A 13,262-nucleotide genomic window follows, 5' to 3' on the forward strand; every position below is an offset into this window, starting at 1 on the left:
CTGTTAAATGTATAAAAAAAGAGTTTTAGTAATAGGTTCGGGGGGAAGAGAACATGCATTAGTATGGAAAATTGCGCAGAGTCCCAAAGTTGAAAAGGTTTTTTGCGCGCCTGGTAATCCCGGAATTCAATCACTTGCCGAATGCGTACTTCTAAAAATTGACGATTTTGCCTGCCTAGAAAAATTTGTTAAAGATAATAAAATTGATCTTACGGTAGTTGGCCCGGAAGCCCCTCTTGCTTCAGGAATAGTTGATTATTTTAATGAAAAGGGTTTGAAAATTTTCGGACCTAATAGAACTGCTGCCAAATTTGAATCAAGCAAGGCCTTTGCCAAAAATTTTATGAGGAAATACGGGATTCCCACCGCTTCGTTTAACAATTTCAAAAATTACGAAAATGCATTGAATTTTATCAACAATTATACATCTGAAAATAAACTTGTAGTAAAAGCGGACGGCCTTGCGGCGGGAAAAGGTGTAATAATATGCGATAACAAAAGTGTGGCAAAAGAAGCTATAAATAGAATAATGAAAGAAAAGGTCTTTGGGGATGCGGGTAAAGAAATTGTAATAGAAGAGTTTTTGGATGGAGAAGAAGCGTCTCTTCAGATTTTTCTTGATTCAAAAAATTATCTTCTTATGCTTTCCGCGCAGGACCACAAAAGGGCAAACGACGGTGATAAAGGGCCGAATACAGGCGGAATGGGAGCATATTCACCTGCTCCGATTATTGATGAAAAGACTATTAAACTGATTGAAAAACAAATCATTAAACCTTTTATCAAAGGACTTAAAGAAGAAGGCATTGATTACCGCGGCGTTCTTTATATAGGTCTTATGATTGTAAAAGGAAATCCCTTTGTTGTTGAATTTAACTGCAGATTTGGGGATCCGGAAACCCAAGTTGTACTGCCTCTAATGAAATCCGACATTGTTGAAATAATGGAAAGCACGATTTCAGCTACATTAGACAAGCAGAACCTAGAATGGTATAATAGTACTGCAACATGCGTAGTTATTGCCTCCGGAGGATATCCGGGCGACTACAAAAAAGGATTTGAAATTAAAGGGCTTGATACCGCACAAAAAATAAAAGATGTCATGATTTTTCATGCAGGAACATCTTATAGTAGCGGTAAAATTGTAAATTCAGGGGGAAGAGTTTTAGGTGTAACCGGGATAGGAAAAAATATCTCGGAATCCGTCAAAAAAGCTTATGAAGGGGTTTCGGAAATAAGTTTTGAAGGTATGCATTTCAGAAAAGATATAGCCAGGAGAGCGCTAATAAAATCATGAAAAAAATGAAGCCTAAAAAGCAGAATAAAAAAACTAAGAAGTTTTCAATTAAAGGCGCTGGGCGGAATTCCGCAAATCCTGAAAATTATTACCGCAAACCTAAAAATCGCGGGATAAAAGTTGCAATTATCGTGGGTTCGGATTCGGACCTTCCTGTTATTCAGTTAACTGCCAAAGCTTTGGAAGATTTTTCAATTCCCTATAGCATAAATGTTGCTTCAGCCCACCGTACGCCAAAATATGTTAAAATTTGCGTGCGCGCCGCTGAAAAGCAGGGTGCAAAACTTATTATTGCGGCTGCAGGAATGTCTGCCGCCCTTCCGGGTGTTATTGCTTCAGAAACAACGTTGCCGGTAATTGGCATTCCTATGGAAGGAAAATCTTTAAACGGAATGGATGCTCTACTTTCCATCGTTCAAATGCCGGCCGGAATACCTGTGGCAACGGTAGCTTTGGGCAAACCCGGCGCTACAAATGCTGCAATTGTGGCGGCTGAGATTCTTGCTTTGAGTGATTCTGCTTTAAGAAACAAGATTTCGCTTTTTAGGAAAAAACTTGCTGAAACGATCATAAAAAAAGATAAAATACTCAAGAAAACCGGGATAGAAAAATATATAAGCGAAGCGCAAAAGAAGAAATAAATTTTAGATAAGCGGATATAATATGAAAAATTTCACAGAAAAAAGAGTTTTGATGAACAAAGATGAAATAAAGCATACGCTAAGAAGGCTTGCAAACGAGATAGTAGAAAAAAATCACGGCGTAGAAAACCTGGCTATCATTGGTATTCAAACGAGGGGTGTGCATATCGCAAAACGAATAATAGCAGAAATACAAAAAGAAAACGCTGAAGGCGACATAATATTTGGCATTTTAGACACTACCCTATACCGGGACGATTTTGAAACCCTTGAAACTCCGCCGCCTTTAAAGGAAACCGAAATTAGTTTCAACGTAAATGATAAAAAGATTATCCTGATTGACGATGTTCTTTTTACCGGAAGGTCAATAAGGGCCGCGATAGACCAGCTAATAGATTTCGGCCGCCCCAAAAATATTCAGCTTGCCGTTTTAATAGATCGAGGCCACAGGGAGCTTCCTATTGAACCTAATTTTGTGGGAAAAAAGATACCTACGGCCCGGGAAGAGCTTGTTTCTGTTGAACTTGAAGAAGTTGACGGCCAAGACAGAGTTGTATTAAAGCAGGCAAAATAGCATAATTACTATTTAGAAATCAGTAAAATTTTGATATAATAGCAAAACTTATGGAAAAAAAGGATCTGCTGGGACTTGAATACCTAGATAAAAAAGAAATAGAAACTATTTTAAATGCGGTAAGTCCTTTTAAAAACCTTTTTACCCGTTCAATAAAGAAAGTTCCTACCCTTAGAGGGAAAACAGTTGTTTCCCTTTTCTATGAACCTTCAACAAGAACACGAACTTCGTTTGAAATTGCGGCAAAAAGGCTTTCTGCGGATGTCGTAAATGTAGCCGTTGCAACTTCAAGTGTTGTAAAAGGCGAAAGCTTGATAGATACCGGAAAAACGCTTGAAGCGATGAAATCCGATTTTATCATCATTAGGCACAGTCTTGCCGGGGCCCCGGCGGTTCTTGCAAGAAATGTGAGTTCGTCAGTCATAAATGCCGGGGACGGTTTTCACGAACATCCGACTCAAGGATTATTAGATCTTTATACTATCAGAGAAAAGAAAAAAAGGATAGAGGGGCTTAAGATACTTTTAGTAGGGGACATATTACACAGCCGGGTAGCAAAATCAAACATTTGGGCTCTTACAAAACTTGGCGCAGAAGTCAGGGTTTCAGGCCCGCCTACTTTGATCCCTTCGCATATAGGCGATCTTGGCGTGAAAGTATATTATGACCTTAATGAAGCTTTAGAAGGCGTTGACGTAGTAAATATATTAAGAATTCAGCTTGAAAGGCAGCAGGAAAATCTTTTTCCATCGGTTCATGAATATATCGAGCTTTATCAGATGACCAAAGACCGCTTAAAACTTGCTAAGCCCGATGTAATGGTTATGCATCCTGGTCCCATGAACCGCGGCATAGAAATTTCTTCCGAAGTTGTTGACGGGCCGTCTTCTGTTATATATGAGCAGGTGACAAACGGGATAGCTGTACGCATGGCAGTACTTTATCTGCTTTCTGGAAAAGCAACTTCAGGAATAAAAACAAAAACAATTAAAAACAAAGAATAATAAAATTTATGAATACAATCATTAAAAACGGAAGAGTAATAGACCCTGCGGCGAATTTTGATGGGGTTGCAGATGTTTTTATATCGGGCAATAAGATTGTTGAAGTTAAGAATTTAAATGATTATAATAAAAAATATTAGATTTATTATTAGTAAATAAAATATTGGTTATTTTAAGAATAATGTAGAATAATGAATTTTAATAAATTTCTTTTTAAATATCGCAGCTATACTCCAATACCATTATTATTAATAATGCTAATTTTTTCTATGCCGTCAATTCTAAGTATCTCAATTGGATTGATGATAATGTTGTTAGGGGAAACTATACGTTTTTGGGGTGTTTCCATAGTTGGTGTAGAAACACGGGTAACTAAAACTGGAGTGGGAGCAACTAGTCTTATCACAAACGGGCCTTTTGCATATGTCCGAAATCCTCTTTATATAGGCAATATTTTATTATATGTTGGTGCATGTGTTATGTCGATGGCATTATTTCCTTGGTTGCTAATAGCAACAGTTATCGGTTCTTATGTTCAATATTATTTTATAATAAGACTAGAAGAAGAATATTTAATAAATAAATATGGTGATAAATATAAAGAATATTCAAATAATGTTTCCCGCTTTATGCCCAAATTAAGACCGTATCAAGATTTTTCATATTCTTTTGAAGTTCCAAATATAAAAGAAGGACTTACTTCTGAAAAACGCACATTGCAAGCAATTTTCGGGATAACAATTTGTATGATTTTTATATATTTTTGCAGGCATTAGATTTTAATAATATAAAAAATTTATGAGATGCGAAAAGAACAAATACTTATGAATACAATCATTAAAAATGGAAGAGTAATAGACCCGGCGGCGAATTTTGATGGTGTTGCTGATGTTTTTATATCGGGCAATAAGATTGTTGAAGTTAAGGAAAAACTGGAAAACAAAAACGGGGTTATCATAGACGCAAAAGGAAAAATAGTTGTTCCCGGGCTTATAGATATTCATACCCATTTGAGAGAACCGGGACATGAAGAAGAAGAAACAATTGCCACGGGGACAAAAGCTGCCGCGCACGGTGGAATAACAACAGTTTTTTGCATGCCGAATACCCATCCCCCGCTGGATAACGCTCCTGCGGTTGAATTTATACTTTTAAAAGCTCAGAAAGAAGGTATTGTAAATGTTTTCCCTGTCGGCTGCATAACTAAGGGTTCAATCGGCCAGGAACTTGCCGAAATGGGGATTTTGAAAAAAGCAGGAATCGTTGCCGTTTCTGATGACGGTAATCCGGTAATGAATTCTCAGGTTATGAGGAGAGGCCTAGAGTATTCTAAAATGTTCAACTTGCCCGTTATTTCACACTGCGAAGACAAAGATTTATCAAAAGGCGGGGCAATGAACGAAGGATATAATTCAATGGTTCTTGGGCTTCGCGGAATACCCAGTCAAAGCGAGGAAATAATCGTAAGCCGGGATATTATGATGGCAGAGCTTACCGGCGCGCATCTGCATATTGCCCACGTTTCAGCAGCAGGATCCGTTGAGCTCATCCGCCAGGCAAAAAAGAAAAAAATAAATGTAACTTGTGAAACCTGCCCCCATTATTTTTCGCTGACGGATGATGCCGTAAAAACTTTTGACACAAACACTAAAATGAATCCTCCTCTTCGTACTAAAGAAGATATTGATGAAATAAAAAAAGGCTTAAAAGACGGAACAATTGACTGTATAGCTTCAGATCACGCGCCTCATTCAGAGGAAGAAAAAAATAAAGAATATGATCTGGCCCCTTTCGGAATAATAGGCCTTGAAACTATGGCAAGCCTGGTTATAACAGAACTGGTTGAAACAAAAGTTTTAACGTGGAATGAGGCGATTTCAAAGCTTTCTGCAAATCCTGCAAAAATCTTTTCTTTGAAAAACAGGGGTTCAATCAAGGCGGGAAATATTGCCGATGTGACTATCATTGATCCTGCAAAAGAATACACGGTAAAAGTTTCGGACTTTTTCTCAAAAAGCAAAAATTCACCTTTTATCGGCCGCAAACTAAAAGGTGTTATGGATACAACAATAGTGGGAGGGAGAGTAGTCTGGTCACTGAAAGAACCAACGAACGATTAACCATAGTATCAAACGAAAAAATTGTTCCGGGCTATTATTCAGTTGTTTTTGAAGGGAAAAAGTTAGCCCGGTTTTCTTTTCCGGGGCAATTTTGCATGTTGTCTTTGCCGGGAGTTTTTTTACGGCGCCCTTTAAGCGTTTTTTCAATTAAGGGCAGTAAAATCGGATTTTTATACAAAATTGTTGGTACCGCAACTTCTGAATTATCAAAACTTAAAAAAGGCAGTAAAATAGATATTTTAGGGCCTTTAGGGGAATCCTATACGGCTAAAAGCGGTTTAGGTAAAAAAATTCCGCTTCTGGTTGCCGGCGGAACAGGAATAGCTTCACTGCATTTTCTGGCTCAAAAAATCGGATCATCGGGAGTTATTTTTTACGGCGCGAAGAAAAAAGCAGAATTTATCCCTTTGAAACTAAACTCTCTCAAAAAATGGAAAATACAATTTTCTACGGAAGATGGTTCTAAGGGATACAAAGGTTTAATAACCGATTATCTTGAAAAATTCTTAACCCAAAATAAAGGCAAAGAGTATGTTGTTTTCTCTTGCGGGCCGAATTCAATGCTTAAGAAAGTTGCTCAAATTTGCAAGTCCCACAATATTGAAGGATATGTTTCTCTTGAAGAGATGATGGCCTGCGGTGTTGGGAATTGCCAGGGCTGTGCAGTTCGTTCAGGTAATACATACAAAATGGTTTGTAAAGACGGTCCGGTGTTCAATGTCAACGATATAGAGCTGTAGGACAGTTGGACTCTTCTGCACTAAACCGATAAGCTCGAAAAAAAATGAAAGAAAAAATTGATTTATCAGTTGAAATAGCTGGTGTCAAACTAAAGAATCCTGTCATTGCCGCGTCGGGAACCTTTGGTTATGGTGACGAAATAACTGACCTTATTGACGTTTCAAAATTAGGCGCGGTTGTTACAAAAACCATCACACTTGAACCCAGATCCGGAAATCCTGTCCCGCGGCTTGCAGAAACTGCAAGCGGGCTGCTAAATACTATCGGATTGCAAAATGTCGGCGTTCAAAAGTTCCTTAAAGAAAAGTGGGAAGATCTCCGTAAACTTGGTGTACCGGTAGTTGTAAGTATTGCGGGCGAGACTGCGCAGGAATATGTAGAAGTTGTAAAAATATTAGAAGAAGTTGTGGGAATTGCGGCAATAGAATTAAATCTATCTTGTCCGAATGTCAGCAAAAGGATTATTTGTAAGGACTCAAGCCTTGTTGAAGAAATAATCAGCCAAATTTCAAGGATAAGCAAAGTTCCTATTATTGCCAAACTATCTGCTCAGGTTGACGATTTGGTTTACCTGTCGGTATTGGCTGAAAAATCCGGGGCCAAAGCTTTGTCATTGGTTAATACTTTTCCCGGAATGGCTATAGATGTAAAAAGCTGGAAACCTAAACTTTCAACTGTAACCGGAGGCCTTTCAGGCCCTGCTATAAAACCTTTGGCACTGAAATGTGTTTGGGAGGTTTTCGGGAAAGTGAACATCCCGATAATCGGCGGGGGAGGAATATCAACTGCTGAAGATGCTCTAGAATTTTTTCTTGCGGGAGCAAATGCGGTAAGCGTTGGCACGGCCAACTTTATTGATCCGATGAACCCGATTAAAATATTGAACGGATTAGAAGAATACTTTAAATCCCGAAAAATACTAAAAATGCAGGAGATTGTCGGGAAACTAAAAGTAGAGGAGTAAAAATGCAGAACAAAATTTCGTTTCATCTAATAGCCGCGAGCATTAAAAACATAATCCTTATGAATGTTGTTTATTTAATCTGCATGTCAATTTTTAGGCTGGTGTTTTTTGTCCGTTTCGCCGATATGCAGGAGCTGCAGGGGTTAACCTACGATATTTTAAGGGCATTCTATATGGGAATGCGGTTTGATCTTGTTGTCGTATCTTATATTACGTATCTAGTCACATTAACATTTACCATAGTTTGGATTATTAATAATTTGAAGATATACGAGCAGTGGCTTAAATTTGTTAAGTTTTATTATTTTACAATGTTTAGTTTGGCGTTTTTCATTCTTTGTGTTGACTCGGGATTTTATTCGTATTTCAAAAGCCATATAAACACAGTTATTTTCGGCGTGCTTGAAGACGATACAAAGGCGTTGTTTACAGGCATTGCTGAAAATTACAATTTGCCGATAATCAGCGCAGGATTGGTGGCACTTTTTGGTGTGGTATATTTCATTGCTAGTTTTTTCATAAAAGCGATAAATTTCCCGATAAACAGCCAGCGGGAAAAATCGACGCCATTTTTTCTAAAATTTGGGATTATATTGGTTCTAATCGCACTTAATGTTATTTCTGCCAGAGGTTCTTTCGGGCTTTTTCCATTGGGAACCATGGATGCGGATATTTCGCCGAATATATTTGTTAATAAACTTTGCCTGAACGGGATAACAACATTTCAAGAAGCAATTGATTTTAGGCTTAAAGAAAATAATGATTATGATCTTATCAGTGCGGTCGGATACTCCGGAGATATTGAGGGAGCATTTGCTGAATTCTTAAACGTTAAAAAAGAAAAACTAAAGAAAAAACTTATTGACAATCTGAAGAAGAGAACTCCGCAGAATTCGCTGATTGACGAAATTAAGCCAAACGTAATTATTATTGTGATGGAATCATTCGGAAGCGATCTTATTCAGTATAATTCAGAGTCATTCAATATATTAGGGGAGCTAAAAAAGCATTTTGATTCAGATTATGTATTTTATAATTTTCTTTCAGGAGATATAGGCACTACAGGAAGTCTTGAAACGATAATGCTGAACATCCCGCAAAGACTGAAAGCAAAATTCATAAGTCAATCAAAATACGCCTATCATGAATATCAGTTTGCTGCGGCATTACCATACAAGAAAGCGGGATATGAGACAATATTTTTGTATGGAGGGGATATTGGCTGGAGAAATATGTCTTCTTTCGCACCCAGGGCAGAATTCGATTTTGTTGAAGGGCAGGGATCTATGGATCCGGGCTATGAAAAAAACCAGTGGGGAGTTTATGACGAGTATTTGTTTGATCACATATATAAAAAACTTTCTCAAAATACCGGAAAACCAAAATTTATCCTTGCTATGACAACCACTAATCATCCTCCTTATTCTTTGCCAAAAAATTACAATAAATTGTCTTTAATAATCTCAAAGGATCTTGATAAAAAAATAGTTGGAGATAAAAAACTTTCCAGAATGCGTTTTGAAACATATCAGTATTCATGCCAAAAAGTAGGCGAGCTGATAACAAGAATAAAAAAGTCAAAATTTGGCCAAAACACTTTAATCGCTGTAACCGGGGACCACAATTTCTGGGACGTATTTAACTACAGCAATGAACAGCTCGGCGTGATAGATGCTGTTCCTTTTTATTTGTACGTGCCTAATAAACTGAAAAATTATAAATTCAATCCAGAAACTTTCGGATCACATCTTGATATTATATCCACACTTTATAACCTTTCTTTGTCCGGGAAAGAATACATCTCGTTAGGAAAAAATATGTTTGCAAATACCAGTAATTCAATTGCTTTTAATGCCGACGGAATTATTATGGACAAAGATGGCTTGGTAAAATGTGATATTGAAAAAGGGACTGCCTCGTATTATATTTGGGATCAAAATCATCCTCAAATGCTTTTGATATCAGAAGCGGATGAAAACCATAATAAAATGATAAAATATTATAAAACAGTTCTTGCCATAGCAGAATATTTAGTAAAAAATCCATAAAAAATTGAAAAAAGAGGTGCTTAAATGAGGAAAGTATTTATTATTTGTTTTCTAGTTCTGCAATTAATGCCTTTTCTAAATGCTGAAAATAATGAAATTAACACGCAGTATACTCCGACGAAAAGAGAATGGCTGGACATTCAATTGAATCAGGAATATAATAAATTTATTCTTCGGGAAAACACAAAATGTGAAATAGATTTTACCATCCTGACTAATTATGTAGATATTTATGTAAATTTAGGAAAGGATGTTTCGCAAAAAAGCGAGGAAAAAATGAAGGCCGTAATAACGGATATGACACATAAAATATTGGATAAATACAGTTGGAGCAAGGATTTCTTTGTTCGGATAAAAATATCTAAAGAGTGATATGAAAAAAATTATACTTGCGCTGGATATAAATAATAAAGAAAAAGCCCTAAAATTAGTAAGCGATATGTCTCCTTATATCGATTTGTTTAAAGTAGGGCCGATCCTTTTTTTGAAAGAAGGGAAAGAAATAATAAAAATGATAAAAGGATTGGGCAAGGAAGTATTTCTTGACTTAAAATTTCATGACATACCGGCTACGGTACAAAGATCCGTTGAATCAGCGAAAGAGCTTGGGGTTTATAGCCTCACAGTTCATTCGTCCGGCGGAAGAGAGATGCTTTACGCGGCTTCTTCAGTAGCAAACAGGCCAAAAATATGGGCTGTGACGGTTTTAACAAGCCATAAAGCAAAGACAGAAGAAATAGCAAAGAAAGCTTTATTTGCAAAGGAATGCGGTTTGGACGGAGTTATAGCATCGCCGCTTGAAATTGAAGAAATTAAAAAAGTTTGCGGCAAAGATTTTACCGTTGTAACTCCCGGAATAAGAACTGAAAAAATTGACGATGACCAGAAGCGGATCGCGACCCCTGCTTCGGCAGTAAAAGCCGGGGCTGATTTTATTGTTATCGGACGTCCTATAATTGAAGCTCAAAATCCTATTGAAGTGGCAAAAAAAATAAGCGAGGAAATTGAAAAATGAATTCTGAAGAGATTAGGTATTTATTTGAAAAATATAGAGCATTGTTATCGGGACATTTTTTGCTTTCTAGCGGGCTACATTCGGACACTTATTTTCAGTCAGCCTTAATTTTACAGCATCCTGAAGAAACCGAAAAACTTTCCAAAGTTTTAGCCGAAAAAATAACTTCTTTAATTCCCAAAATTGAACTTGTCGTATCTCCGGCTCTTGGCGGTATAGTTATCGGACAAGAAATGGGCCGGGTTCTTAGAGCAAGAGCTATTTTTTTGGAACGGGTGGATGGAAAACTAGCTTTACGGCGTGGATTTTCAATTGAAAAGTTGGAAAAATGCCTGATTGTTGAAGATGTGATAACAACAGGGGTATCAACAAAAGAGGTAATAGAAGTAATTAAGCCTCTTGGCGCAGATATAGTTGGAGTTGCTTCTTTAGTTGATAGAAGCGGCGGAAAGGTTGATTTTGGGGCCCCTAAATTTTCAATTTTATCATTAGAAGTAAAAAACTATAATTCTAACGAATGCCCTCTTTGCAAACAGGGAATTCCCTTAGTAAAACCAGGAAGTAGAAAATAGCGGATAGGAAATAGCGTATAGCGGATAGAAAAGACAATGATAAAGAAAGTTTTTCCTATATGCTATCCGCTAAACGCTATACGCTCTTAATAATGAGGAGTTTAGATTGATCACTTACAAAAAATCTGGCGTTAACATTGACGCTGGAAATGAATTAGTCAGAAGAATAAAAAAGAAGCTTCCAAAAATCGGAGGTTTTGGAGGCCTTTTTCCGCTTAAAGGCACAAAATATAACCTTGTCGCTTCAACGGACGGTGTAGGCACTAAACTAAAACTGGCTTTTCTTCTTAATAAACACGATACAGTAGGTATTGATTTAGTGGCAATGAATGTAAATGATTTAATCTGCTGCGGCGCAAAACCTCTTTTTTTTCTGGATTATTTTGCCTGCGGCAAACTGGACGTAAATCTCACCCAAAAAGTGATAAATGGGATAAACAGGGGATGTGAAATTTCAGGATGCGCATTAATCGGCGGTGAAACTGCAGAAATGCCGGGATTTTATAAAAATAATGAGTATGATTTGGCCGGTTTTGCGGTAGGAGTAATTGAAAAAGGAAAGGAAATAACCGGAAAAAAAATAAAATACGGAGACGTTATTATAGGGCTTCCTTCTTCCGGGCCCCATTCAAACGGCTATTCCTTAATAAGAAAAGTTTTTAATGAGAAAGAACTTAAAAAATATTCTAAAGAACTTCTTGCTCCTACCCGTATTTATGTAAAAGAAATTTTGTCTTTGCTTCGAACTGAGCCTGCCCGCCAACGTCTCAGTGGCGGGAACTCCGAACTCCGAACTGCAATTCACGGGATAGCGCACATAACCGGCGGGAGCTTTTACGATAAAATAGAACGCATTCTTCCCAATAACTGCAAGGCAATAATAAATAAAAGTTTTTGGGAAGTACCAAAAATATTTAAATTAATAAAGGAAAAAGGGAAAGTTCCTGAAAAAGATATTTACAGGACACTGAATATGGGGATAGGGATGATTTTAATAGTAAAATATGATCAGGCTTACAAGATAAAAAATTATCTGAAAGGTTCAAGGATAATCGGATACATTCAGAAAGGGCATAGGGGAGTAACCATAATCTAGCGTATAGCGTTTAGCGCCGTCCGCCTCAGGCGGAGGCAGGAATAGCGTATAGAAACGTCAACTGAAAATACTAATAAAGTTTTTTGTATTTCCTATCCGCTATGATTCAGATTGAAGCAGAGGCATAGATGGAAACAAAAAAAAACGATAACCCGGATAAAGTGAGAATAGGAGTCCTGGTTTCAGGCGGAGGAACAAACTTGCAGGCAATAATTGATTCCTGCGAGTCCGGGATACTCAAAGATATTGCTGAAATTGCGGCAGTAATTTCAAATAAGGCAGATGCTTACGCTTTAGAACGCGCGAAAAAGCATGGAATTTATTCCAAGTTTATAGACAGAAAAAATTTTCAGGGCAATGCCGCATTTTGCCAGGAGATAGCAAAAGAGTTAAAAAGCCGCGGAGTTAAGCTGATTTGCCTAGCAGGATATCTTTGCATGATAACTCCAGAGCTTATTAAAGAGTTTAAAGGCAATATAATAAACATTCACCCCGCACTTCTTCCCAAGTTTGGCGGCAAAGGAATGTATGGCCATAACGTGCATGAAACTGTATTGAAATCAGGTGATAAGGAATCCGGAGCAACAGTACACTGGGTTAATGAAATATATGATAACGGGGAGATTATTATTCAAAAAAGGGTTTCTGTTATACCTAATGATACTCCCGAATCGCTGGCCAAAAGAATTTTACCGGTTGAGCATCAGATATATCCTGAAGCGATTCTTAAAATAATTAAAGAAGGATTAAAAATTAAGGGGTAAGTGGTAAGTGTTAAGGGGTAAGTAAAAAATATTAGGCAGGTGTATTTTAATGACAAATTGGTGTTGTCTATATACAAAAAAACTAAGATATTTCCTGAAGATGAAAAATTCGGTTTGGTATCTCAACTTAGAAGATCAGCAGGTTCCATCCCATCAAATATTGCAGAAGGATTCAAAAGAAACAGTAGAAAAGACTATTTGCATTTTCTTAATATAGCTGAGACTTCCTTAGAAGAGACAAAATATCATTTAATTTTAAGTAAAGATTTAAATTATTTAGAGGAAAGTTCTTATAACTTGCTTAACGATCAATGTGAAGAAATAGGCAAGATGTTAAATAGTTTACAGAAGGTGTTACTAAACAGGGAAAAAAACTTATCCCTTACCACTTAACACTTATCACTGTTTCCGGAGGTTTTATGAAAG

Annotated in this window: 16 protein-coding genes; all 16 read left to right on the plus strand. The window is 37.1% G+C overall.

Translation table 11 applies throughout. The annotated features are described in order from the left end of the window. Nucleotides 1-7: 7 nt before the first annotated feature. The 16 genes from purD (at nt 8) to NT145_02230 (ending at nt 13,229) form a co-directional block, all read left to right on the plus strand. Nucleotides 8-1,297: a phosphoribosylamine--glycine ligase gene (gene purD, locus NT145_02155; GenBank protein MCX5781496.1), complete on the plus strand. Its 1,290-nt coding sequence runs from the start codon at nt 8-10 to the stop codon at nt 1,295-1,297. Continuing rightward, nucleotides 1,294-1,938: a 5-(carboxyamino)imidazole ribonucleotide mutase gene (purE, locus tag NT145_02160; protein ID MCX5781497.1), complete on the plus strand. Its 645-nt coding sequence runs from the start codon at nt 1,294-1,296 to the stop codon at nt 1,936-1,938. The genes purD and purE overlap by 4 nt, the downstream gene beginning before the upstream one ends. A gap of 22 nt (nt 1,939-1,960) precedes the next feature. Then, nucleotides 1,961-2,512, plus strand: coding sequence for a bifunctional pyr operon transcriptional regulator/uracil phosphoribosyltransferase PyrR (gene pyrR / locus NT145_02165; protein ID MCX5781498.1), 552 nt, complete (start codon nt 1,961-1,963; stop codon nt 2,510-2,512). Between the two features lie 50 nt (nt 2,513-2,562). Further along, nucleotides 2,563-3,516, plus strand: coding sequence for an aspartate carbamoyltransferase catalytic subunit (locus NT145_02170; protein MCX5781499.1), 954 nt, complete (start codon nt 2,563-2,565; stop codon nt 3,514-3,516). Nucleotides 3,517-3,524: 8 nt separating this feature from the next. Further along, on the plus strand, nt 3,525-3,656 hold the full coding sequence (locus NT145_02175) for a hypothetical protein (GenBank protein ID MCX5781500.1): 132 nt from the start codon (nt 3,525-3,527) through the stop codon (nt 3,654-3,656). Between the two features lie 51 nt (nt 3,657-3,707). Next, nucleotides 3,708-4,292 (plus strand): isoprenylcysteine carboxylmethyltransferase family protein, encoded by a 585-nt coding sequence (locus NT145_02180; GenBank protein MCX5781501.1) that lies wholly within the window; start codon nt 3,708-3,710, stop codon nt 4,290-4,292. A 48-nt stretch (nt 4,293-4,340) separates the two neighbouring features. Beyond that, the gene (locus NT145_02185) at nt 4,341-5,636 is read left to right on the plus strand and encodes a dihydroorotase (protein MCX5781502.1); all 1,296 of its coding nucleotides are present in this window, start codon (nt 4,341-4,343) and stop codon (nt 5,634-5,636) included. Nucleotides 5,637-5,731: 95 nt separating this feature from the next. After that, nucleotides 5,732-6,376, plus strand: coding sequence for a dihydroorotate dehydrogenase electron transfer subunit (locus NT145_02190; protein ID MCX5781503.1), 645 nt, complete (start codon nt 5,732-5,734; stop codon nt 6,374-6,376). A 44-nt stretch (nt 6,377-6,420) separates the two neighbouring features. Further along, the gene (locus NT145_02195) at nt 6,421-7,341 is read left to right on the plus strand and encodes a dihydroorotate dehydrogenase (protein ID MCX5781504.1); all 921 of its coding nucleotides are present in this window, start codon (nt 6,421-6,423) and stop codon (nt 7,339-7,341) included. Between the two features lie 2 nt (nt 7,342-7,343). After that, the gene (locus NT145_02200; GenBank protein MCX5781505.1) at nt 7,344-9,389 is read left to right on the plus strand and encodes a sulfatase-like hydrolase/transferase; all 2,046 of its coding nucleotides are present in this window, start codon (nt 7,344-7,346) and stop codon (nt 9,387-9,389) included. A gap of 24 nt (nt 9,390-9,413) precedes the next feature. Next, nucleotides 9,414-9,761, plus strand: a complete 348-nt coding sequence (locus NT145_02205) for a hypothetical protein (GenBank protein MCX5781506.1) — start codon at nt 9,414-9,416, stop codon at nt 9,759-9,761. Between the two features lies 1 nt (nt 9,762). Continuing rightward, entirely contained in the window at nt 9,763-10,404 is a 642-nt protein-coding gene (pyrF, locus tag NT145_02210) for an orotidine-5'-phosphate decarboxylase (protein MCX5781507.1), read from the plus strand. Continuing rightward, the gene (gene pyrE, locus NT145_02215) at nt 10,401-10,976 is read left to right on the plus strand and encodes an orotate phosphoribosyltransferase (protein ID MCX5781508.1); all 576 of its coding nucleotides are present in this window, start codon (nt 10,401-10,403) and stop codon (nt 10,974-10,976) included. The genes pyrF and pyrE overlap by 4 nt, the downstream gene beginning before the upstream one ends. Nucleotides 10,977-11,085: 109 nt before the next feature. Further along, the gene (purM, locus tag NT145_02220; GenBank protein ID MCX5781509.1) at nt 11,086-12,072 is read left to right on the plus strand and encodes a phosphoribosylformylglycinamidine cyclo-ligase; all 987 of its coding nucleotides are present in this window, start codon (nt 11,086-11,088) and stop codon (nt 12,070-12,072) included. 128 nt (nt 12,073-12,200) lie between these two features. Beyond that, nucleotides 12,201-12,836 carry a phosphoribosylglycinamide formyltransferase gene (purN, locus tag NT145_02225; GenBank protein ID MCX5781510.1) on the plus strand — a complete coding sequence of 212 codons (636 nt, stop codon included), beginning with the start codon at nt 12,201-12,203 and terminating at the stop codon, nt 12,834-12,836. Between the two features lie 39 nt (nt 12,837-12,875). Continuing rightward, nucleotides 12,876-13,229, plus strand: a complete 354-nt coding sequence (locus NT145_02230) for a four helix bundle protein (protein MCX5781511.1) — start codon at nt 12,876-12,878, stop codon at nt 13,227-13,229. Nucleotides 13,230-13,262 lie beyond the last annotated feature (33 nt).

It is taken from the genome of Elusimicrobiota bacterium (assembly GCA_026388075.1).
GTDB lineage: Bacteria > Elusimicrobiota > Endomicrobiia > Endomicrobiales > JAPLKN01 > JAPLKN01.

Coding starts and splice junctions, on each gene's coding strand:
- purD (MCX5781496.1), top strand. CDS start 8: ATGTATAAAAAAAGAGTTTTAGTAATAGGTTCGGGGGGAAGAGAACAT.
- purE (MCX5781497.1), top strand. CDS start 1,294: ATGAAAAAAATGAAGCCTAAAAAGCAGAATAAAAAAACTAAGAAGTTT.
- pyrR (MCX5781498.1), top strand. CDS start 1,961: ATGAAAAATTTCACAGAAAAAAGAGTTTTGATGAACAAAGATGAAATA.
- NT145_02170 (MCX5781499.1), top strand. CDS start 2,563: ATGGAAAAAAAGGATCTGCTGGGACTTGAATACCTAGATAAAAAAGAA.
- NT145_02175 (MCX5781500.1), top strand. CDS start 3,525: ATGAATACAATCATTAAAAACGGAAGAGTAATAGACCCTGCGGCGAAT.
- NT145_02180 (MCX5781501.1), top strand. CDS start 3,708: ATGAATTTTAATAAATTTCTTTTTAAATATCGCAGCTATACTCCAATA.
- NT145_02185 (MCX5781502.1), top strand. CDS start 4,341: ATGAATACAATCATTAAAAATGGAAGAGTAATAGACCCGGCGGCGAAT.
- NT145_02190 (MCX5781503.1), top strand. CDS start 5,732: ATGTTGTCTTTGCCGGGAGTTTTTTTACGGCGCCCTTTAAGCGTTTTT.
- NT145_02195 (MCX5781504.1), top strand. CDS start 6,421: ATGAAAGAAAAAATTGATTTATCAGTTGAAATAGCTGGTGTCAAACTA.
- NT145_02200 (MCX5781505.1), top strand. CDS start 7,344: ATGCAGAACAAAATTTCGTTTCATCTAATAGCCGCGAGCATTAAAAAC.
- NT145_02205 (MCX5781506.1), top strand. CDS start 9,414: ATGAGGAAAGTATTTATTATTTGTTTTCTAGTTCTGCAATTAATGCCT.
- pyrF (MCX5781507.1), top strand. CDS start 9,763: ATGAAAAAAATTATACTTGCGCTGGATATAAATAATAAAGAAAAAGCC.
- pyrE (MCX5781508.1), top strand. CDS start 10,401: ATGAATTCTGAAGAGATTAGGTATTTATTTGAAAAATATAGAGCATTG.
- purN (MCX5781510.1), top strand. CDS start 12,201: ATGGAAACAAAAAAAAACGATAACCCGGATAAAGTGAGAATAGGAGTC.